17 protein-coding genes are annotated in these 22,138 nt (G+C 67.3%); 8 read left to right on the top strand and 9 right to left on the bottom strand.

Annotation, left to right across the window (positions count from 1 at the left end):
* Nucleotides 1-7: 7 nt before the first annotated feature.
* On the bottom strand, nucleotides 8-1,291 hold the full coding sequence (locus ACT54R_RS13195; protein WP_476326960.1) for a glycosyltransferase family 4 protein: 1,284 nt from the start codon (nucleotides 1,289-1,291) through the stop codon (nucleotides 8-10).
* On the bottom strand, nucleotides 1,288-3,096 hold the full coding sequence (locus tag ACT54R_RS13190; protein ID WP_476326958.1) for a glycosyltransferase family 2 protein: 1,809 nt from the start codon (nucleotides 3,094-3,096) through the stop codon (nucleotides 1,288-1,290). The genes ACT54R_RS13195 and ACT54R_RS13190 overlap by 4 nt, the downstream gene beginning before the upstream one ends.
* A 549-nt stretch (nucleotides 3,097-3,645) precedes the next feature.
* On the opposite strand from ACT54R_RS13190, the gene ACT54R_RS13185 reads away from it, so the two are divergent.
* A complete protein-coding gene (locus tag ACT54R_RS13185) occupies nucleotides 3,646-4,782 on the top strand; it encodes a glycosyltransferase family 61 protein (RefSeq protein WP_476326956.1) in 1,137 nt (378 codons plus the stop codon).
* 10 nt (nucleotides 4,783-4,792) lie between these two features.
* Here ACT54R_RS13185 and ACT54R_RS13180 read toward each other — a convergent pair whose 3' ends face one another.
* From ACT54R_RS13180 to ACT54R_RS13165, 4 genes are all read right to left on the bottom strand, one after another.
* Nucleotides 4,793-6,001 carry a glycosyltransferase family 61 protein gene (locus tag ACT54R_RS13180; RefSeq protein ID WP_476326954.1) on the bottom strand — a complete coding sequence of 403 codons (1,209 nt, stop codon included), beginning with the start codon at nucleotides 5,999-6,001 and terminating at the stop codon, nucleotides 4,793-4,795.
* A gap of 66 nt (nucleotides 6,002-6,067) precedes the next feature.
* On the bottom strand, nucleotides 6,068-6,892 hold the full coding sequence (locus tag ACT54R_RS13175) for an ABC transporter permease (protein ID WP_476326952.1): 825 nt from the start codon (nucleotides 6,890-6,892) through the stop codon (nucleotides 6,068-6,070).
* A gap of 2 nt (nucleotides 6,893-6,894) precedes the next feature.
* Complete coding sequence (locus ACT54R_RS13170; protein ID WP_476326950.1) at nucleotides 6,895-7,551, bottom strand: ABC transporter ATP-binding protein; 657 nt, start codon at nucleotides 7,549-7,551, stop codon at nucleotides 6,895-6,897.
* A gap of 7 nt (nucleotides 7,552-7,558) precedes the next feature.
* A complete protein-coding gene (locus ACT54R_RS13165; RefSeq protein ID WP_476326948.1) occupies nucleotides 7,559-8,836 on the bottom strand; it encodes a KpsE/RkpR family capsule polysaccharide export protein in 1,278 nt (425 codons plus the stop codon).
* Between the two features lie 176 nt (nucleotides 8,837-9,012).
* On the opposite strand from ACT54R_RS13165, the gene ACT54R_RS13160 reads away from it, so the two are divergent.
* The 6 genes from ACT54R_RS13160 to ACT54R_RS13135 all read left to right on the top strand — a co-directional run bounded on the left by ACT54R_RS13160 (nucleotide 9,013) and on the right by ACT54R_RS13135 (nucleotide 16,365).
* Nucleotides 9,013-10,551, top strand: a complete 1,539-nt coding sequence (locus ACT54R_RS13160) for a glycosyltransferase family 4 protein (protein ID WP_476326946.1) — start codon at nucleotides 9,013-9,015, stop codon at nucleotides 10,549-10,551.
* A gap of 183 nt (nucleotides 10,552-10,734) precedes the next feature.
* Nucleotides 10,735-11,730 (top strand): NAD-dependent epimerase/dehydratase family protein, encoded by a 996-nt coding sequence (locus ACT54R_RS13155; protein WP_476326944.1) that lies wholly within the window; start codon nucleotides 10,735-10,737, stop codon nucleotides 11,728-11,730.
* Nucleotides 11,655-12,977, top strand: coding sequence for a glycosyltransferase family 4 protein (locus tag ACT54R_RS13150; protein WP_476326942.1), 1,323 nt, complete (start codon nucleotides 11,655-11,657; stop codon nucleotides 12,975-12,977). The genes ACT54R_RS13155 and ACT54R_RS13150 overlap by 76 nt, the downstream gene beginning before the upstream one ends.
* A 39-nt stretch (nucleotides 12,978-13,016) precedes the next feature.
* Entirely contained in the window at nucleotides 13,017-13,922 is a 906-nt protein-coding gene (locus tag ACT54R_RS13145; RefSeq protein ID WP_476326940.1) for a class I SAM-dependent methyltransferase, read from the top strand.
* A gap of 2 nt (nucleotides 13,923-13,924) precedes the next feature.
* A complete protein-coding gene (locus ACT54R_RS13140; RefSeq protein ID WP_476326938.1) occupies nucleotides 13,925-15,208 on the top strand; it encodes a KpsE/RkpR family capsule polysaccharide export protein in 1,284 nt (427 codons plus the stop codon).
* 50 nt (nucleotides 15,209-15,258) lie between these two features.
* Nucleotides 15,259-16,365, top strand: a complete 1,107-nt coding sequence (locus ACT54R_RS13135; protein ID WP_476326936.1) for a hypothetical protein — start codon at nucleotides 15,259-15,261, stop codon at nucleotides 16,363-16,365.
* Nucleotides 16,366-16,484: 119 nt separating this feature from the next.
* Here ACT54R_RS13135 and ACT54R_RS13130 read toward each other — a convergent pair whose 3' ends face one another.
* A complete protein-coding gene (locus ACT54R_RS13130; RefSeq protein ID WP_476326934.1) occupies nucleotides 16,485-17,765 on the bottom strand; it encodes a KpsE/RkpR family capsule polysaccharide export protein in 1,281 nt (426 codons plus the stop codon).
* A gap of 67 nt (nucleotides 17,766-17,832) precedes the next feature.
* Entirely contained in the window at nucleotides 17,833-18,882 is a 1,050-nt protein-coding gene (locus tag ACT54R_RS13125; RefSeq protein WP_476326932.1) for a polysaccharide biosynthesis/export family protein, read from the bottom strand.
* 322 nt (nucleotides 18,883-19,204) lie between these two features.
* Between ACT54R_RS13125 and ACT54R_RS13120 the strand changes: the two genes are divergently transcribed.
* Nucleotides 19,205-20,035, top strand: a complete 831-nt coding sequence (locus ACT54R_RS13120) for an SDR family NAD(P)-dependent oxidoreductase (RefSeq protein ID WP_476326930.1) — start codon at nucleotides 19,205-19,207, stop codon at nucleotides 20,033-20,035.
* Between the two features lie 4 nt (nucleotides 20,036-20,039).
* On the opposite strand, the gene ACT54R_RS13115 is transcribed toward ACT54R_RS13120, so the two are convergent.
* Entirely contained in the window at nucleotides 20,040-22,133 is a 2,094-nt protein-coding gene (locus ACT54R_RS13115) for a tetratricopeptide repeat-containing sulfotransferase family protein (RefSeq protein ID WP_476326928.1), read from the bottom strand.
* Nucleotides 22,134-22,138 lie beyond the last annotated feature (5 nt).

The following is a 22,138-nucleotide window of genomic DNA, read 5'->3' as shown; positions in this document are numbered from 1 at the left end:
CGCGCGGTCAGACGCGGCCCGAGATCACACGGGGCAGTTCGGGCGCCCGACGCGGCGTGTCGTCGAGAGCCCAATCAAGATATTGCCGCGCCGCAGTTGCGACGGGAATCGGTGGTCGCATGCTTTGGACGAGACGGTCCCAGAGGGCCGGATCGGTGGCGGCTAGCAGGCTTTCGCCCCAGTCCGTCACGTTGCCGACGCCCACATGAAGTCCATCCACTCCGTCACGCACGTGCTCCGCCATGCCACCGATGTTAGAGCATAGGACCGGCCGGCCGAAGCGGCGGGCCTCCTGAATCACGACCGGCGAATTCTCCCACCACACCGACGGCATCACAACCCAGTCGATGCGTGACAGGCGCCGTTCGAGATCATCGCGATGATAGGCGCCGGGCCAGTGCAGAACGCCCTCCTTCATGAGCGGCTGACGCAGCGCTTCGATGCGGGCGCGGAAGGCGTCGGACTGCTTTTCGAGGTTGGCGCCGTGAATCTCCACATGCAACTCGCGCCTCTGGGCGCGGCTGAGGTTGGCCAGGGCCGTGAGAAGCACGTCGACACCCTTGAACGGTGTGACCTGTCCAAAGAAGGCGAAGCGGTTGCGGGTGCCCGTCTCGGTCAGCGGACGTGGCGGCAGGCGCTTGCCGCTCGGCTGGCCGTTCTCGATCACCGCGATTCGCTCGGGGGCGATGCCCCAGTCGATATAGCGTTGGCGCAGGAATTCCGAAGGTGCGATGAACCGGTCGACCATGTCGAAATGGCGACCGATAAAGTGCTTGCGTAGCCAGAAGTCTTCTTCGCTGCGGTCGGGAAAGCAGGCCGAGCAGGCTTCCGCCGAGGCGGCGAAGCAAAGCTCCGTGCTGCCGGGCTTCACCATCTGTCCGTTGTTGTTGCAGATGGCCTGGAACTCATGGAGCGTCAGGATGATGCGCGTGTCCGGGCAGATGCGGCGGATCTCCCGCAGCATCTCCAGTCCCATATGGGCGTAGTGGTGAATGAACACCACATCCGGCTTGAGCCGCTCGAGAAAGCTCCGGAACGGTCCGGTCACGGCGTGGGGCTGGGACGAGCGGAAGGTGAACCAGTCGCCCATGCCGGTACGCCAGAGGTATTCGTCCTCGCGCAGCATGGTCACGAGGCCGCTCTGTGTCCCGCCGTGGCGGGCGAGAAGCGCGACGCGGCGGGCGGCGCCGCTCTCGCGCAGGGCCGTAAACAATTGATGTGCCGCGACTTCCGCGCCGCCTGCGCTGAAGTCGCGATGGCCGTGGGCGATGATGAGGGCGGTGCCGATCATACCGAGGCTCCCGCTTCGGTGACCGAATGGCGCTCGATGGCGGGGCGCCAGCGCTCCTGATGGAGCCAGGCGTTGAACAGCATCACACGCATGCGGAAATCACCCGAACCCTGGAGGCCGAAAGATTGGCGTTCGAGGTGCGTCAGCGTGATGTCAGGGCACACGCCGACGGACCGGCCGGCCGCCTGCATCTTCAGGCAGAGGTCGGAATCCTCAAAATCGCCAATGAGATAGTCCTCACTGAACCCGCCGAGCGCGGCCACTTCCGCGCGGTCGCCGATCAGGCAGGCGCCGGTGGCGGCGGGCCAAGGCACGACTTTTCCCGCCGCAGCGCTCAACGGAGGCAGTCCCTTGCCCGGATGCTGATTCAGCCAGACGCCGTATTTTCCGTTATATTCAAAGACCATACCGTCATGCTGGACGCCCCCCGAGGGAAACAGCAGGCGGGTGCCGAGGAGGCCGTAGTCGGGATGGTCGTCAAGGCGTCGGCTCAGCTCGGCGAGCCAGCCAGAACGCGTTGGAATCACGTCCGAATTCAGGAACAGAACCTGCCGGCCGCGTGCCTGCGAAAGGCCGAGATTGCTGGCGCCGGAGAAGCCGCGGTTGCGCCCGCCCCATACCGCGGTAAGGGGAACGCCGTAGAGCTGCAACCAGGTGTCGAGGGCGGCGAAGACGGGGGTGCGCAGGGCCGGGTCATCGACCACATAGATCAGCTCGCACCGCTTGCGGATAAAGGGATCTTCGGCGAATTCCAGCAGTTGGTGCTCGACGAAATCGTAGCGGGCGTAGAGCGGAACCACGATCGACACCTCGGGCTGATCCGGCACCGATCCGGCACGTTCCACCCAGGTATTCTGCGGGTGTTCGATGCGGTTTATGAGGGTTTTCAGCACTGATCCGTCATGCCGGGTGAAGCGCGCTGCCATCCGCTCGGGGGGGACGGGGAAGGAGAAGGCCCAGCGGGCATACCCGACCGCGTCGCGGGGGGCCGGATCGACGTCCCGCTCGTGGACCAGGACGAGGGTATCGCCGTCGCGGGCGATGAGGCGGGCGTGGCGGCCAAAGCCGGCCGGCAGGGCCTGGAGGAAGCCGGCGTCGGCGCAGGCGGCGCCGTAGTCGGCGGCGAAGGCCTCGAAGATGTCCGGGCGGTTCCAGCGCTCGGGAGCCTCCAGCGGCTGGCACAGGCCTTTCTCGTCCACCAGGAAGAAGGGGCCCGCGCCCAGCGTCCAGCCGACGCAGAGGCCGCCGGCGCCGGGCACCGATTTCAGGGTTTCCATGTGGCCCTGCGACGCGCCGGGTTCGGTGGAGGTGACGGCGGACCGGGCGACGGCGGCGAGGTGCCTCGGCAGATCGTGCACGATGTCGATCAGCCGCGCTCGCGCCACGGCGTATTCGGCGAGGATGCGGTCGAGGTCGCGCTCGTAGCGCTCGGCCGGGAAGGCGGTGACGTCGGCGGAACGGGTGTTCGAGCCGGCGGTGGCGACGATGCGCACCGGCCGGGCGGCGCCGACGGGCGGCAGGCGATAGGCGAGGAGCATGCCCTGCACCGGCGCCGGAAAACCGTAGGCGGCGGAAACGTCCGGGCGGGGAACCTCGACGCGCAGGCCGGGTTCGATCACGCCCGCCTCGCCCTCCACGCGGAGCGAGGCTGCCCCGCTCGTCCAGCCGGTAATGACCAGCAGGTCATGGTCGCGGAATACCCGGTCCAGTCCGGCCCCGTCAGTGGGAGGCTTGGACGTGCCATCCACCAGGGGCGACCAGATCGGGCCGGCCTCGACGGCGGCGGAGGGAGCTGCTGAGGGCATTGGGTGGTCCGCAGGCGGACCCTGATGACCCAGCGGCGCGCCCGCCTCGACTCGCGCCGCAGGTATCGCACTCTCCGGCCCGGTCCTGTGGCGCTGCAGCAGATTTGCGAGCCAGCCCATTCCCTTGCTCCGCCCCGCTTCCACCACAACCACCGCACGCTCAGGTTTGGGTGCCGAAATGTTCAATTAACGTTCCGGAATCCCGCTGTCAAACCTGTGTGGCGGTGCAGCATGGCGGTAGGCTCGTACGACGTGGAAAAATCCTGACCAAACTATTGCGCCCCTCGGTCTTCCGATGCGAAGTTGCCCCAACGATAATGTCAGGATGGAAGAACAGGGGAGCGGGGCGGGCCAGCTGTACAGCTCGGGCTCGTGAATGTGGGGCGGGTTGCCCGCCGCACGATCATCTCAACATTTGGACCAATGATTGCTGAAATGGCATGTGAGCGGCAGCTCACCGCCGTATGGCGGCGCACAGCCCGCAATCTAGCCGGCAAATAAATTTTGCTGCTAGATCGGCAACTTAAGCGTGAGAGGTCTCGAGTCAGAATGAAGCCACTGATGATCGCAAGCATCGCAAATGTGAGCGGTATGGAGCGTTTCTCAGCGATTCGCTGGTTGTATACGATCGAAAGCAGTCACCAGTTCACGATCAATCCGCCGAGATTGGTGCTGGGCGGACGTCCTGAAATTGAGCCGGGCATATTCTATGCGTTTCGAGCAGGAAGAACCTGTTCTATACCTGAAATGTATATTGCCGAATTGCAAGACGTGCTGATTGGCCCGTCCGGAATTATCATTTCCAATAACAATATTCTCTACGAGAGTCTTTTCCCTTGGGAAGAGGCGAACTTCATGTCCCAGTTCTCGGGGGATCTTTGGGCTCGTGACGGCGGATATACGCCTAGAATCGATGGGGACGTCGAGGACGTTGAGTGCCTTTTCTACGCAAGAGAGGGCGGAGAAGCGGGCTATTTCCACTTCCTGAATTCGATACTTCCGCGTCTGGCAATATTCAGTCGATTTCGTGCCGACGGAACTCCCGTGCTTGCGTCGTCCTATCAAAAATTTGCATCTCAGATGTGGGGCATCGCGGGTATCTCGCCCTATGTGCAGCGTTCGAGATGGCTTCGTGTCAAGCGCCTGATCTTCCCCTCGCCAGTCATTTTCGAGGGTGATCATTTTACGAGATCGCCCGTGGCGAACAGGATGCTGGAGGACTGGCTTCGGAAACTCATTCCGCAGAGCGAGGAAGGCTCGCCCAAGCGCATCTACATTAGCCGGGACGATGCGTCGGTTCGTCGGCTGACAGATGAAGCCGCCCTGGCCGAACGCCTGCAGCGGCATGGAGTGCAGGTTGTTACGCTCAGCGGAAAAAGCGTGTCCGAGCAGATGCGGCTCTTCTCCGGAGCCGAACTTGTGATCGGGCCGCACGGTGCAGGACTATCCAACTTGATCTTTGCGCCGGACAGATGCCGTGTGGTCGAACTCGTAAGCCCCGCGCGGCTTTGGCCGACTTTCAGGACCCTGAGCGCTCGACGTGGCCAGCAGTATTCGGCCGTCGTCGGTAGCGCCTTCGATGCTGAACAGACGAAGGGGCGTGGATGTGGCAACGAAGACTTCTCAGTCGATCCATGGCTTGTCGAAAGGGCGATCGAAGATGCGATGCAGGCGCCACGTCAGTGACGAGGCGCCGTCAGTCCATGATCCAGTCGTACGCTTCGCGAACAAGGTGCATCGGCGCAGTCCACGGGCTGACGATCATTGAGTGGCGATCGCCTTTTGCCAGTTCACCGAACAGGAAGCTGTAGGTTTTTTCGGAACTGCTGTATATTTTAGCATGTTGTCTGACACAGACATGGAAAGATTCCATGTCCACGACCTTTGTGTCTGGCTCCGAAAAGACGGCGTTCAGCATTCCAGATCCGGATGGGCCAATTATTTTGGATGCGCCATGAAAGAGATGGATCTGTTCCGAAAAAGTCAGCGTCTCGGGATAGACGATTTCGAAACCGCGCTCTGAAAAGAACGCTTCGATGTCCAGTTCGTTTTTGAGCGGACGATAGTCTGGCCTCGCGAGCGACGAGAGCAGGCGCGACACGTAGATATGGCGCTTGGACGGTTCGGTTCGGGCCATCCCGCCGGATGTCGCTAAATGTCTCATCCGGCCTATCGTTGTAGGCGTCAATGTTCCTTCCACATCGAAATCGGAAAACAGGGAAATCGAGCGGAAGGTGTCGCCGCTCACCTCGCGAAGGGAAAACACGGGCGTGTTTTCAAATCCCATCATTTTCAAGACGGCGGATGTCCACGGCGTCCTGTCAGGCACGATAACGGCTCGAAAACGATCGATATTTGTTACAGATAGAATCTGCGGAAGCTGCCTGAATATGAAGGATCCGTAGTTTCCCGGCTCCAGATTGGGGAAGTATACCGCATCAAGATTGAAGTGCTTGGCGTGTGGTCGGGCTGCGTAATAGACGTACAGGGAGTCGCCCGACCTCTGTATCAGGTAGCCCTGATGGTCCGTCGCGTTCTTGTGCATCAGGCTGTCGATGTTTTTCTTGGTGGCGGGAGATGGCGCAAAAAGCTCTCCCGTCGGGCCCAGGACGCTGTCGAAGCCGATCACGCGTGCATTTTCTATGGTGAAGATGGATTTCTCAGGGACGCTCACTCCCAGGGCGCCGACGCCCGACAGACAGGATTCATCCACAGGCCGCCCGAAGATCTCTCGCGGTCCGGTCATCCCGCCGTACCAGGCAGGCTCAACCATCACCGAAGAAACGCTCGGAGCGGAGGGCACGCTGATCTGCACACGGTCCAACGCGAGATTCCCGAGCATCGATACTTCGGGGTTCTCGGCCGCGGCTCTGCGCAACTGCGCGATAAGGTGGGGATTGAGCATGAATGGCTTCGCCGGGGGTTCTGGTTGGTCGAGGCGGCCAGCGTTGGCCTGGGGCCGCCTCCAGGGTCAGGATACTTTCCTCGTGACGGGTATGAGAGCCATCCCGGCGGTAAGCAGAACGAGAATTTGAATTGATAACGATTTCTCGCTGTAGAATGACGAGTAATATTCCGCATAATAGGAAATGCGAAGCCCGTCGATTATCTGGCTCAACGGGTTATAGTAAAGAACGTTGTAAATGCGTTCCGGAAGGCTGTCGGCGAGAAAGAATATTCCGGATATGCCCCACAGGAGGGGGCCGATGAGGTTGCCAATTAACAATGCAATCGGCGCGAATGCGCTCGTTGTGCCAAAGATCAGGCCCGTCGCCACGCCCAGGAGCCATGCCTGCATTAGCGCATAGGTGAAGCCCGGCCAGTCCGCGATGTGCACATCGTGGCCGATCATCGACAAAGACCCGAGAACGATGCCGACAACGAGTGTCGCCGTCACGATCTCAATCACGATGCGTGCGGCGAACAGGTCGAAGATGTCCACGCCGGGAAAGTAGAGGAGTGGCCGGTTCTGGGCGAGCGTCAGCATGATCTGGCGATGGCCGTAAAGCCAGACGATGAAGGGCAGAAGCCCCGTCGTCAGGAAGATCGCCGTATCCGAACCGACGGGCGCCGGTCGACCGAGCAGGAGTGTGATGCCCATCGCGACCGACAAATGCCCCAGCGGCATGATCAGCCCCAGCAGGAAGCCGAAATAGCCGGTGCCGAAGCGCGTCTGCAGGTCGCGCATGATGACGGCGCCGACCACGCGGGCGTGCATGCTGGAGGCGGCGGACCAGGTTTCGGCCGCGTGGCGCGCGGGGGCGTGGCGGGTCGGAGCGTGACGGGGGCGCTGCATCGTCAGGCCTCCATCTGCTGGCGGTGGACCTCGATGGCATCGTTGATGTCCTCGAACACCATCAGCCGTCCCTTCTGCAGCACCATCCCGGCCGAGCAATATTCCTTGATGGTGCCGGTGGAGTGCGAGGCCATGATGAGGCCGGCCCGCGCCCGCCGCTCGGCGAAGGCGCGCGCGCATTTCAGCTGGAAGCGGGAATCGCCCACGGCGGTGATCTCGTCCACCAGGTAGAAATCGAACTCGATGGCCATGGAGACCGCGAAGGCGAGGCGGGAGGTCATGCCCGAGGAATAGGTCTTCACCGGCATCTCGAGGTCGCGCCCGAGCTCGGAGAAATCCTCCACGAACTCGGTCACCTCGGCGATGTCGGCGTCGTAGACGCGGGCGAGGAAGCGGATGTTCTCCCGCCCGGTCATCATCGGGTGGAAGCCGCCCGCGAACCCCAGCGGCCAGGAGATGCGCACCGAGCGGTAGATGCGCCCGGAGCTCGGTGCCTCGGTGCCGGCGATGAGCTTGAGGAAGGTGGACTTGCCCGCGCCGTTCTGGCCGAGCAGCCCGTAGCTGGCACGCGTGTCGAGGCTCACCGACACGTCGGAGAGCACCACCTTGCGCTTCAGGTGCGTCCAGTAGGTCTTGGTGAGGTGGTCGGTGACGATCATGCCCGCCTCACGACTTGATGTGCCGCATCAGCTCGAAGGCCGACACCAGCAGCAGCCACAGCAGGCCGAACAGCAGCGCCGCCGCCATCGGCATCCAGAAACGGTGCGGCCAATCGTGCTCCTGCGCCAGCACCGGCTTCACGAAGGTGGCGAGGTACATGCCCTGCCGCTCCGCCGCCACCCGCGCCTGCTCCAGCGCCGCCGCCGCCGCCGTGTACTGCCGCTCGGCGATCTGGCGTTCGAGGTCGAGGGTGTCGTAGCGCGTCATCACCGCGGACAGGGTGTCCTTGTCCGATCCGGTGCCGCTGGTGAGGCGGGCCTTCAGCAGCGCGATGTTCTCGCGGATCGCCTGCCGCCGCGCATCGAGCAGAGCGAACTGCGGCGCGCCGGGGCTGAGCGTGCGCCGGGCGGTGCCGATCTCCTGGTCAATCAGCAGCTGGTCGCTCTCAAGGTCGGCGATGAGCTTGCCGATGCCCTCGTTGGTGCGCGCGGGATCGATCACGCCCACCTCGTTGCGCAGGTCTCGGACGGCGGCGCGGGCCTTGCGCAGCCGCGCCTCCGCCCGGTCCAGCTCCTTCTCCGCCTGGGAGATGGCATCGGTGCGGGTGCGCTCGCTGAGCTTGTTCACCATATCCTCGGAGAGCGAGACGATGGCCTGCGCGATCTTGAGCGAATCCTGCGGCGAGAAGGCCCACACCTTCACCGTGATGATGCCCGACGGCGACTCGATGGCGGTGTCGATCTGGCTGCGCCAGCTCTTCTCCAGCCGCTCGATGGGGCGGTTGGGATTGAGCCGGGAGAGCCAGTCGATGCCCGGCCGGGAATAGAGTTGGCGCAGGTTTACCCGCTCTTCCAGCGCCTCCACCACGGCGAGGCTCTTCACGTAATTGGCGATGATGAGGCTGTCCTGCACCTCCGCCAGTCCGCCGAGCCCGCCGCCGGAAAGCGACTCCAGCCCTGCGTGCTCGGACGCGCGCACGGCGAAACGCGCTTCGGAGAGGTACTGGCTGGACGCGATGAAGACGAAATAGAGCGTGGCGAGGAGGGTCGGAATCACCGCCACCACGATGAAGCTCGCCATCAGCGGCAGGCGGAACTCGGAAATGGCGCGCACTTCCGCGCCCCAGAAGGCCGCGGCCGAGGGCCGCACCACGGAGCGCTGCTGCCGCGCCTCGCGGGCCTGCCGCCTCAGCTCCTCGCGCAGCCGCGCATTGCGACGCACGAGAAGGTCTGGCGAGCCGCCCCGTGCCGGCAGCCGGACGCGCGATGCGACCTCCTGGTTCACGCCTTTACCCTCCCGGAGCGCCCCGCCGTGCCCCAGTTCTCCCGCCTGCGCGCGGCCGCAACCGGCGCGCGTGGCAGGACGCCGCTACTAGCAGCCGGCGGGCTTGTGTGTCTATCCTCGCCGCCTGCCGGCCAGACCATGGCCCGAGATTACCCAAGAAAAGGTTCGCGTTGCAGATGCCTCGTCCGTTCGTCGCCGGTCCGCCCGCAGCCGATCCCGTGCCGGACGGGGACGACGCCTCCGCCCGCCTCGACCGGATCGAGGAAAGCCTCGCCCGCCTCGCCGCCGGACAGGCGGAGATCGTCCGCCGGCTGGAAGCGCTGCAGGACCATGCCAACCTCGTCGGCTACAAGGTGGAGCAGATCACCGCCGGGCCGCCGCCGCGTACCTTCAATTTCCATCTGCCGCTGCCGCTGGAGCGGCTGCGCGAGCTCATCGTGGCGCCGGGTCCCTCCATCGCCACGCTCACCGACATGTGGCGCGCCGCCGGCCGCACCGCAATGGTGCCGGAGCGCGACGGCGCCGGCCGCCTGAAGGCGCGTTCGCGCCCGGCGCGCCAGATCCGCACCTTCGGCCGCGATTTCACCGGGCTCGTGTTCGGGCGCAAGGGGGTGGTCTACCGCGTGCGGCCGCACCACTCTCCGGTGCCGGCGCGCCCGCGCATGCTCCACATCATCCCCAATGTGTTCGTGGGTGGCTCCACGCAGTTGGTGGTGGACCTGATGGAACGGCTCGGCCACCGCTACGAGATGCAGGTGCTGACCGCCGCGCTGCCCCCGCAGGGTCGGCACGAGGGCATGGTGATCCATCATCTGCCTCTGGGCAGCCCCGCCAGCGCCTTCGCCCGTGTGCTGGCGCAGGTGGCGCCGGACATCGTGCATATCCATTATTGGGGCGACAGCGACCGGCCCTGGTACGAGGCGGCCCTCGAGGCCGCGCGGCCGACGCCCGCCGTGCTGGTCGAGAACGTCAATACGCCGGTGGAGCCGCTGCGCGACCCGCGCATCGCCACCTATGTCTTCGTCTCGGACTATATCCGGACCGCCTTCGCGCCGGATATCACCAACGGCCGCGTGGTCCACCCCGGCATCGATCTCGACGCCTTCACGCCCGGCCCCTGGATCGGGGATGCGGCTGACAGCATCGGCATGGTCTACCGGCTCCACCCGGACAAGCTTGGCGAAAACTCCGTCGACCCGCTCATCGCGGTGGCGCGGCGCCGGCCGGGGACCCGCATCATCGTGGTGGGCGACGGCGAATTGCTGCCCGTTTTCCACGCCAAAGCGACTGCGGCGGGCGTCATCCACAATTTCGAGTTCACCGGCACCGTGTCCTATGCGGACCTCCCGATGCTCTATCGCCGCTTCCGGCTGTTCGTCGCGCCGGTGGTGCGGGAGAGCTTCGGGCAGGTGACGCCCTTCGCCATGGCGATGGGGCAGGCGGTTGCCGGATTCGACGTCGGTGCCTTGCCGGAAATCCTCGGCTCCTCGGAGACGCTGGCCCAGGATTCCGAAGGGCTGGCGGGCGTCATTTGCGACCTGCTGGACGATCCCGCGCGGCTCGACGCCATCGGCGCCCACAATCGCGGCCGGGCGCGGATGTTCGGCATCGACGCCATGATCACCGCCTATGCCGAGGTCTATGCTCAGGCCCTTGGCCGCCCCGCCGACCTCATGCCGGGCTTCCCTCAGGCAAGCCTGTTCGCCGAAGTTTAACGAACGTTGCGGCATATTGCGGTGCGATGCGGGCTGGCGAGTCCGAATCGTTCGCGCTAAGGTAGCAACTGAAGTGGTAGGCAGGTCCCAACGGCAGGTGCCGTCGGAAGCTTGATCCTGGCCGCTTCTGAGAGCGACACTCGGTGGAGGGTGCGGGGAGGCGGTGCCTCGCGCCGGCGGTGCATGACATCACTGGTTGTGGGGGGCGCCGGCGTCATCGGGCGTCGTTTGTGTCTCAAGCTTGCCGAGAGCTCGGTCGGCACCATCGCAACCACCCGACGGCTGGAGAACGCGCCTTTCCATCGTGGCGTGCGCTGGCGCGCCCTCGATCTTGCGACCTTCACCGCCTGGGATGAACTGCTCGACGGCGTGAGCACGGTCTATCATCTCGCCTGGTCCACCATCCCCTCCAGCGCCGGCCTCGATCCCGCGCGGGACATTCTCGAGAACGTGGTGGGCAGCGTGCGCCTGCTGGAAGCCGCGCGCCGCTATCCCGGCATCCGCATCGTCTTTGCCTCTTCCGGCGGCGCCGTCTATGGCGCGCCGGAGCAGCTTCCCGTGGCGGAGCATCACACCGCGAAGCCACTCAGCGCCTACGGCATCTCCAAGCTCATGGTGGAGCATTATCTGGAGAAGTTCCGGCGCCTGCACGGCGTGGATGGCATCGCACTGCGCATCGGCAATTGCTACGGCGCGGGCCAGACCGAGCTGGGCGGGCTCGGCGCCGTCACCCTCTTCACCCGCGCCGCCCTGCGTGGCGAGCCGGTGAAGCTGTTCGGCAACGGCTCAATCGTGCGCGACTACATCCACGTGGACGACGTGGTGAGCGCGCTGCTCGCCGCCGGCCGGATGCACAACGTGCCCGGCCCGGTGAACATCGCCTCCGGCACCGGCCATTCCCTGTCCGAGCTGATCGCCAAGGTCGAGGCGGCGGTGGGGCAGCGCGTCCTCATCGAGCCCATCGCGGCCCGCCCCTTCGACGTGCCCGCCTCCGTCCTCGACATCCGCCGCGCCGGCGAGCGTCTCGGCTGGACCCCCGTCATCGATCTCGATCTCGGCATCGAGATGCTCGTCAGCGAGCTGAGGACCGAAGCAGACGTTCAATGCGGGTCGCCCTTTACGTCCATTGCTACTTCCCCGGCCATTTCTACGGCACTGAAAGCTACACTCGCACCGTAGCGCGGGAGCTGAAGGCGCTCGGACACGAGCCCGTGGTGGTCACCGCCACCTTTCCGGGCGAGCCGGTGCAGAACGCGCTGGTGGAGCGCGACAGTTTCGACGGCATCCCGGTCATCCGCATCGACCGCAACGTCCATCCCAACGCGGCCCTGCGCGACACCTTCCACCTGCCGGCCCTGCGCTTCATCCACGAGCGCATCCTCAGGGATATCCGGCCGGACATCGTGCATGTGTGCCACCTCATCAACCACACCACGGCGCTGCTGGAGGTGACGGGGCGATTGGGTCTGCCGACGGTCGCCACCTTCACCGACTTCTTCGGCTTCTGCTTCAACAACAAGCTGGACGCCGCCGACGGCAGCCTGTGCGCCGGGCCGGATGCCGACCGCGCCAATTGCGTCGCCTGCGCCTTCTTCGCGGGCGGCAAGGACAAGGGGCCCGTGCAGGGGCTGCTGCGTGCCGTGGTGCCGCGGGTGGTGGCGCGCGCGCCGCGCCTCGCCCCCGCCGACTGGCGTGGCACCATCGCCGCCCTCAAGGAGCGGCCGGGGCACCTTGCCGCCGCCTATGGCGGCTATGCTGGCGCACTGACGCCGACCCGGTTCATGCTGGAGAGCTATCGCCGCTCGGACATCCGCGTGCCGCTGGACCTGTGCCGCTTCGGCATCGACATCGACCGGGCGCCCAAGCCCGAGCGGGCGGGCGAGCCGCTGCGCCTCGGCTTCATCGGCCAGCTCGCGCCCCACAAGGGCCTGCACCTTTTGCTCGATGCCATGAAGTCGGCGCCGGCGGACGCCTTCAGCCTCGACATCTATGGCGACGAGCGGATGGACCCGGCCTATGCCGCAGAAGTGCGCGCCGCCGCGGCGGGGCTTCAGGTGGCGTTCCGCGGCACCTTCCCGGTGGAGCGCATGGCCGCGGTGCTGGCGCAGATCGACGTGCTCGTCATCCCCTCCGTATGGGTGGAGAACAGCCCGCTGATCCTGCTCCAGGCGCTCGCCACGCACACGCCGGTGCTGGTCTCCGACGTGGAGGGCATGAGCGAATTCGTGGAAAACGGCGTCAACGGCTTCACCTTCACAAAAGGCTCCGTCAAGGCGCTGTATGGCAGGCTGGAAGCCTTCGTGCGTGATCCGGGCCTTGCCCGCACCCTCTCCGCCGGCACGCGATACGATCGAACCTCGCGCCATATGGTGGAGGATGTGGTCGCCTTCTATGATCGCGCCCGCCAAGGCGCGGCGTCGGACTGAAGGCATCGGGGCGCGGGCGGGGGAGATGGAAGAGGCGTGATGAGCATCGAGGCGGAGACGATGGCGGGTTCGCAGAGCGACGGCACGACAGCGGGCGAGCGGGCGGACGACCGCGCCGGTGCGCCTCCCCCGGCCGCAGCGCCCGGCGCCGTCGCCTCGGGCATCGCCGGGGATTTCGACGCCTGGCTCGCGCTCAACCGCGCCGAGGAGGCCCCCGAAGGCGCCATCGCGCCGTTTCCGCCTGAAGAGCTGATGCACAACACCACAGGCCTCACCGCCACGCGCGACTTCGCCAGCCACGGCGTGGATTTCCTGCGCGCGCTGCAGGGGCTGAGCCCGGTGCCGCTGGCCGGCTTCCGCTCGCTGCTGGACTTCGGCGTCGGGGTCGGGCGGCTGGCGCGCATGTTCCACGGCTTTCCCGGCCGCTACGTGGGCATGGACGTGGACGCCCGCCACCTCGCCTGGGTGGGTCAGAACCTCGCCCATGTGGAGCCGGTGCTGAGCGTGCCGCGCCAGCCCTTGCCGGTGGCGGATGGCAGCTTCGACGCGGTGGTCTCCATCTCCGTCTTCAGCCACCTGAACGAGCAGGACCAGCTCTTCTACCTCGACGAGCTGCGCCGCGTGAGCGCTCCCGGTGCGCTCCTGTTCCTCTCCATCCACGGCGATCGCGCCTTCGCCCGGGCCCGCACCGAACCGCGCATCTTCGAGATGCTGTCCATCCCGGAGCCGGAGCTGGCTGCCGCCCAGCCGGTGATGGAGGGCGGGCACGGCTACGTCTTCATCCGCCAGGACGGCCACCTCACCAGCGCGGCCTATGAATACGGCATCACCTTCATCAGCGCGGCCTATGTCCAGGCCGAGTGGAGCCACTTCTTCGATGTGGTGGCCATCGGCTCCGGCGCGCTGCACGATTTCCAGGACGTCGTGGTCCTGAGAGCGAGGTGACGATGGGGTTGCCGTCGGCGCCGCCCATCCGGGTCCTGATCGAGCGCAGCCGCGCCTTCGTGGTGCTGCCGTTCGTGCAGCCGGCGCTGCGCTGGCGGCGGCTGCCGCGCACCTTCGGCACCGGCGCGACGGCCTCGCAACGCTGGTTCCGCCTGCTGCGCCTCACCTTTGTCGCCTGCGTGCTGCTGCCGGCGGCGGTCTGCGCCTTCTATGCGGGGGTCATCGCGAGCCCCGTCTATGTCTCGGAAGCGCGACTCGCCGTGCGCGAATCCCAGCCCGACCGGGCCACGGCCGACGACGGTCAGGATGGCACGAAGGGCGCGGTGGCCGGGGTGATGAAAGGCCTCTCCAGCCTGTTCGGTGGCGGCGCCGGGGGCAGCCAGGCGCAGGCGCCGTTCGTGCTCGCCAGCTACATCACCAGCCGTTCCTTCGTCGCCTCCCTCGATGCGGACGGCTGGTTGCGCGCCTTCTTCTCCCGCCCGGGTCTCGATCCGCTTTCGCGGCTCTCTGCAGATGCGACGCTGGAGGACGTGTGGCGCTACTGGAACCGCCACGTCACCGCCGCGGTGGACCGCCGCTCCGAAATCGTGCTGCTGCGCGTGCGCGCCTTCTCGCCGGAGGACGCCCGCACCATCGCCGAGCGCATCGTGCGCGACGGCGAGGTGCTGCTCAACGAAATCGTCTCCCGCTCCCGCTCCGACAGCGTGACCCGCGCCGCGGACCAGCTCAACCGGGCCAAGGCGCGCTATGTGGCGGCGCTGGCCCGTCAGCAGGAATGGCGCGGACGCCAGCGGGCGGTGGATCCCGTGCAGGCGGCCGAGGCGCTGGGCACCAGCCTGCTGCGCCTGGAGCAGGAGCGCATCTCCGCCGACAAGGAGATGCGCGCGCTGGAGAAGCTCTCCGCCCCCGACGGTCCGGCCCTCGGGGTGCTGCGCGACCGGGTGCGCGCCATCGACACGGAGATCGCGGCATTCAGGGCCAGCATGGGCGGCCCGGGCGGCTCGCAGTCGAGTGCGGTGAACGCGCTCGCCGCCTTCGAGGAGGCGGAGATGGAGGTGCGCTTCGCCGAGACCATGCAGTCCATCGCGGTGGCCGGCCTGCAGGAGGCCGAGCGGCGGATGCGGGCGCAGAGCGCCTTCGTCAACGTGTTCGTGCCGCCGAGCCTGCCCACCACCTCCACCGAGCCAAGCTGGTGGCGCACCGGCCTGTTCGTGCTGGTGCTCGCCGGCATCTTCTGGCTCAACGCCATGGTCCTGGTCGCGGTCATCCGCGACCATCGCCAGTGAGAAGCCGCTCATGATCGCGCCCCATCGCGACCGCCACCAGGAGGGCCGGCGTGCTCTTTAGCATCGACGAGGACGCCGGCAGCCGCATCGTCGGGTGGATCATGCCGGACAATCCCGCAGCCACGCCGCGCGTCGCTGTGCTGGTGGGCGGCGAACTGCGCAAGGTGATCCCCGCCACCGTGCTGCGCCCGCTGCTGCGCGAGCAGGGCCTGCACGAGACCGGCATCTGCGGCTTCGTGGTGGACGACCACGTGGTCGCAGACCTGGCCGGCATCATCGACATCGAGCTGTACGACGAGACCACCAACATCCGCATCTACCGCCGCCGTCCGCCAACGGCGCGGGCGGACCAGAAGCTGTTCCGGCTGGAGACGCGGGTGGTGGCCCAGGCGCAGCTGAACCTGCCGCTACAAGAGCTCTTCCACATGCCCTTCACGCGGCTGGAGCGGATTCCCGAGGAGGCGGTGAAATCCATCCTCGGCATCGCCTTCACGCCGTCCATCTTCTGCACGGGACGGGTGTTTTTCCGCACCTACGAGCCGCTGCTGCGCGACCGCGGCTTCAAGTGCACGGTGCTCCTGCGCGATCCCTTCGAGGAACTGGCCGAGGAGCTTCTGGTGCTGCGCTGGGCGGTGAAGACGCCGAACCTTGCCGCCTCCGTGCTCAGCGACGTCTACAAGCCGCTGGTGGATAGCCTCGCCAGGGCGGACCTCGCAGAGATGGCGGACCTCGAGACCTGGCTCGGCACCCTCACGGCCTTCGAGCGCAGTCTCGTCGCCAATCCCATGGCGCGGCTGCTCACCTGCCGCGGCTCGGACGACGTGCTGGAGACGTCGGCGGTGGAAAATGCGCTGGATACGCTGTCCGAGATGGACGTGGTCGGCCTCGCCGGCGATGAGGACGTGTGGTGGGAGACGATGCGTGCGGTGCTGGAGCTGAACCTCCCGCCGCTACCGGAACTCGCCTGGTCGCGCCAGGTGGGCGAGCTGCGCGAGCAGATCGCCGAATGGCCGGCCGCGCAGGATCTCCTCGCCGTCGACGCGCGCATCTTCGCCGATGTCGGCGCCGCCGTGGGCCGGGTGGACGAGGCCACCGACGAGGCCGCCCAGGACGGTGCCGCCGGAGTGACGGAACAGGCCGGGCAGATGCAGGCCTGACCGGCGGACGCAGGCTCGTCCCCGTCCTTCAGGATCACCCAACCGTCGATGCAATCTCCGGATCATCCAGAGGGGCCAGCTCGACGAGGCGCCCGGATTGTTCGCCCCGACGGCCGCCCCTACCGCGTCCGCGCGTAGACGCTCGCCACGTAGAGCGCGCCCACCGCCCAGGCGGCGAACAGGATGGCGAAGACCGCGCCGGCCTGCAGCGCAGGGGTGGGGAAGGTCTTTTCGTGGGGCAGGGTGGGCGCCATGAAGGCGAGGATATAGACCTGCTGCCGGCCACGCTCGGCGCGGGCCTCGATGAGTTCCGCCTCGGCCTGCTTGAGCCGCTGCTCGGCGAGGCGGCGGCTCGCCTCCAGCTCTGCGCCGGCGACGAGGTTGCCGCTGGAGCCGGTGGAAGCGGTATCGCCGAGAAGGGAATTGTCGAGCGTGGCGATCTTCTCGTCGAGCGACCGCAGCCGTTCCTTGAGCGCGCGCACCACGGGGGAATCCTCATCGAGGCGGGCGCGGGCGGCGTTGAGGTCGGTGTTCAGGGCCGAGCGCTGGTCGCGCAGCTTGGCGATCACGGCGAAGGCGTCGCTGGCTGACTTGGTGGGGTCCAGCGTGCCCTGAGTGTTGCGGAAGCCTTCCAGCGCCGTGCGTACCACCGCCAGCTCGGTGAAGGCCGCACGCTCCTCGGCCTCGGCCTCCATCACGCGATCGCTGCGATTGCGGGCGGTGAGATCGTTGGCGACCTGCTCGGCCTGGCGCACCACGGCGGCGGCGAGCAGGGCGGCGCTTTCCGGGCTGAAGGCGGACACCTGCACCTTGATGACGCCGGACATCTGCTCGAGGCTGACGCTGACCTGCCGGTTCCAGTAGGCGACGAGATCTTCCGTGCTGGCGTCAGGCGACAGGGCGAACACCGGGTCGCGCTCGGAGACGCCGAATATGCGCTTGAGGTCGAGCTGCTCCTGGAGCGCATCCACCATCGCCCGGCTGCGCAGGTAGTCCACGACGACCCGCGCCTCCTGGGTGTTGGCGACCTGCGGAATGGCATTGCCGGCGGGGGCGCCCGAGGCGTTGGCGACGGTTTCCAGATTGCCGCGCACCACGAGGCGCGCCTCGGAGCGGAACTGGGGGGCGGCGACGAAGGCGAGGTAGAGGAAGCTCGCCAGCGCCGGCAGCAGCACCAGCAGCGCGAAGCTGCCGAGCGCCAGTTCCGTCCGGGTCAGGCGGGCGCGGCGCCCCTCGGCGAGGGTAGCCTGCGCCTCGTTCCGCGGCGTGGTGCGGCGTGCGATGGCGGCGCCCACGCCGCGCAGCAGCGGCAGCGGAAGGAAGCGCTGCAGCCGCGCCGCCGCCGGGGACGCGGCGACCGGCGCCTGTCCGGACGGGGTGGACTCGGGAACGGGGGTCATCCGTCCGCCCCGAACCCGGGTCGATCCGCCCTCCCGCGTCGCCTGCGCCGGGGAGACCATGCCGGCCCTATGGCACCACCGCGGCCGTGCTGACCACGGGCTGGGCGACGGAGTTGAACAGCGAGGTGACTTTCTGCAGGTCCGCCAGCGGCGCGTTGGCGACGTAGATCGCATCCTTGTTGCGGATCTGGAAGCCGCGGGCAAGGAACACGAAATTGGGGTCGCGCATGTTCCAGCGATAGATCACGCGCACGTAGCCGTGGCTTTCCAGCGGCTGGGAATCGGGCCGCAGGCGCGCGGCGAAGCGCACCGGTTCGATGCGCATGAGATAGACGCCGGAGGGATCCGCGCGGGAATCGAGCACGCCACCGACGCGGGCCACAGCCTCTTCGAGCGTGATGCCCACCGCGTCGAACGGCACGATGGTCGGGTTTCCGGCGGCGCCGAACACGGTGAAGGTCTGCGGGTCGCGGATGACCACGATCTTGTCCAGAGGACGGACGTAGACGTCCTCCTTGGGATCGTTGAGCAGCGCCTGCATGGGAACGGTGACGGTGTTGCCGCTGCGGCTGAGGCGCACGAACACCTCATGGGCGGGGATCTTGATGCCGCCGGCTGCCGCGATGACGTCGAGCACGCGGTCGCCGCGCGGGGAGAGCGGGACGATCGCACCGGAGGTCGCCTCGCCGAGCACGGTGGCGGCGTTGCTGACGCTACGCGTGACCACCACGACCACCTGAGGCTCGATGGCCTTGCCGCTCAGCTTCTCGACCACCGCGGTCTCGATCTGCGCCGTGGTGCGGCCGGCCACCGGGATGCGCCCGGCATAAGGCACGGTGATGGAGCCGTCCTGCGCCACCTGCTGCTCGGGGATGGCGGCACTGCGCGAGCCGGTGCCGAGCCGGTCGATGACCGGGCCGGAGAACAGGCCGCCGGCGGCCGCTTCCCAGATGGTGACGGAAATGACGTCGCCCACGCCCACCACGTAGCGGGTGGGCGGGCGATAGTCGCCGAAGCGGCCACCGAAGGTGGCAGGGCGCTCCTGCGCCAGAAGGGACAGGGTGCGGTCGTCCACGTCCACCAGCAGATAGCGCTGGTCGTCGGAGGGCTGCGCCATTTCGATTTCGACGCGGGAAGGGCCGGAAGAGGGTAGCGCCGTGCAGCCGCTGGTTGCGGCCGCGAGCAGCAGCGAAACGAGAATTTTTTTTGCCGACAACATTGACGCGCTACGGTCCCGCCGCTGGAGGAGCAGGGCTGTTATACATCCCCTCGCCATGCACAGCGACCTAGCCACACAACGTTTAAGGGAGCGTTGCGGTACTGCAACACGTCAACGTTGTCCTACGAAATTGCGCAGTCGGCACGTGCAGTTGCATGGTATCACGGCGCCGTTGACGCCTCGGTTACCAACTGCGTGCCGGTAATAAGGTAACTCTGTCATGTCGCAGCACTTGGTCGCAGCAGCGTCAGGTCGCCCCCGCCGACCCCTCGCCATCATCAGCGGTGGGTCGAGCGGCATCGGATTTTGCGTTGCGGAACGTCTTGGGAATGCGGGCTGCCAGGTTGCGATTCTGGCCCGCGACCCCGCGCGACTCGCCCAGGCGCGGGCGGAACTGGAGGCGCAGCGAATCGCGGTGGTCGCCCACACGCTCGACGTGCGAAACCCTTCGGCATGCACTGCGCTGGTGGACGCCCTCGTTGCGGAGCACGGGCCGCCGCTCTGGGTTGTGACGAGTGCCGGCGTCGTCGAACCGGGCTTCTTCCTGGAGCAGGACATCGCCGCCACGGCGGCCCAGATGGAAACCAATTTTCTCGGCACCGCGGCTCTCGTGCGCGCTGCAGCTCCGTTCATGGTGGCGGCGGGGCGGGGACACATCGCCATGGTGGCCTCGGCGGCCGGGCTGTTCGGGGTCGCGGGCTATGCGGGCTATTGCGCGTCCAAGTTTGCGGTGCGCGGCTTCGCCGAGGCGCTGCGCATCGAGCTGGCCGGAGCGGGCGTCGGGGTGACGGTCGCCGTGCCGCCGGACACCGATACGCCCCAGCTCGCCCAAGAGCGGCCGCTGCGCCCCGCCGCGATCGCGCCGTTTGCCGGTGCCGGACGCCCGTTGCCGCCGCAGGTGGTGGCGGCGCATCTCATCCGCACCGCCGAGAGTGGGGGCTTCCTGTCCGCTCCGACAGCGCAGCTTGCCGCCATCGCGCGAGTGCAGGGCCTCGCCTCCGGTCTCCTGGCGCGGGTGCAGATGCGGCTGCTACGCCGGCACAAGCCTTGAGTACTCACCGTCCCAACGCATCCAGCAGCGGCTGGATGGCGGGGCCGTAGCGGCGCCAGCGGCCGACCGAGGTGGCATAGAGCGGTTCGCGCACCTGGGTGATGCTGGCCGTACGCACCGGCCGCTCTGTTTCGTGGAATTTCAGACAGGCCGGGTCCCACGCCTCCCCGCAGGCGGCGATGAGGCGCCGGGCCGCGCCCTCGATATCGGCCACCACCGCCTCGTAATCCATGGGCAGGATGGTGCCTTCCGGCAGCACCTCGTCCCAGTGGGCCATCAGCCCGGCATAGGCGGCGTGGTGGCGGCCGAGTTCGGCGAAATCGTAGCTGTAGGGCAGGTCGTCGCGGAACAGCTTGGAGAAGCAGGAGATGGTCGTGTCCACCGGATCGCGCCGGCAATGGATGATGACGGCGCGCGGGAACAGAATGTGGATGAGGCCGAGGTAGAAGTAGTTGTTGAGCATCTTGTCTGCCACCAGCCGCTTGCCGGGCGCGCGGGCGGGGAGGGCGTCGAGGTAGGCAGAGGTGATCTCCGCCATCTCCGGCCGCTCGATGAGATGCATCAGCTCGGGATAGTGGACCATGCCGCCGAAGGCCTGGTCGATGCGGTTCACCGCGCGGTGGAACAGATCCATCTCGCCGCCACCCTCGATGGCGGGATGGCTGGCGAGAATCTGCTCGACCAGCGTGCTGCCCGAGCGCGGCATGCCGACGATGAAGATGGGCCGGGCCGCGGCATTTCCCATTCCCGCCCGCTCGGAGATGAACGACCGCGTGAAGATGGCGCGGATGCGCTCGAAGGTGGCGAGGGCGGCGGGCTCGTCATAGGTCACCTGCGCGCGCTTGAGCTTCGCGCCGGCGATGAACTGGTCCATGGCCTCGGTGTGGCGGCCGAGGTCGTCATAGGCCTTGCCGAGGGCGTAATGGAGCGGGATGCGCTCCATTACGCCGGTCTCGCACGACAGCGCCGATTCCAGCGCCGCCACCATGTCGTCCTCCGGCCGCACCTTGCGGGCCGCTACGAGGTTGATGCGGCTGTTGACGGAGGCGGGGTCCTTGGCCAGCGCCTGCTCGAACAGGGCGCAGGCGCCGCGCAGGTCGCCGGTCTCCATCAGCAGCAGGCCGAGCACGTTCAGGGCGTCGAGATCGTCCGGGGCGAGGGCCAGCGCCCGGCGGGCGGCGTCCATGGCCTCCTCGCCGCGCTCGAGATCGCGCAGGATGCGGGCGAGGAGGACGAGGGTCGGCACATGGTGCGGATTGGCCCGGAGCGCACGCTGGCACGCCGAGCGCGCGCCTTCCGCCTTGCGCTCGTTGAGCAGCCCCTGCGCCAGATAGAAGGCCGGCTCCGGCCGCTCCGGCGCCGCGGAAATGGCAAGGGCCAGCACGGCGAAGGCCTCTTCGCTCCGCTCCTGCGCGAACAGAGAGAGGGCGAGGGAATTGTAGGGCTCCACATAGTCCCGCCGTTGGCCGATGGCCGTGTGGAGGGCGGCATCCGCCTCGCGGAAGTCGCCCTGCTCGCGCAGCACGTTGCCGAGGTTGTTCCAGGCCTCCGGATAATGCCCGCGCTGGGCGAGGGCGGCGCGGAACGCGGCGATGGCCTCACCCGGCAGGCCCTTGGCGCGCAAAGCGTTGCCGAGATTGTTGTGGGCCTCGGCGAAAGTGGAGCGTAGCGCGATGGCCCGGCCGTAGCAGGCGATGGCCTCTTCCAGCGCGCCGGTCTCGAACAGGGCGATGCCGAGATTGTTGTGGCCGGCCGCATAGGCCGGGTCCGCCGCCACCGCCGCGCGCCCGGCGGCGATGGCGCCCGCCCGGTCGCCGGTCTGGCGGCGCATCTCGCACAGATTGCTGTGGTAGGAGGCGCGGCCGGGATCGCTCTCGGCCGCCCGTGCCATGAAGGCGACGGCTTCCTCCGTGCGACCTGTCTGCGCGAGGATGACGCCGACGAGGTGCGCCGCCTCGGCGGTCGTCGCCTGCTGGCCGAGCACCGCGCGCTGGACGATGGCCCGCGCCATCGCTTCGGCACCGGCCCGGTCGCCGGCGTGGTAGAGCTCCCATGCCCGTTCCAGCGTCGGCAGCGGCCCGGCGCGATCCGCGCCCATCCCCC

The organism is Xanthobacter sp. DMC47, from assembly GCF_056313845.1.
Note: the sequence above shows the minus strand (reverse complement) of the source record. Positions and strands in the feature narration are given on the sequence as shown.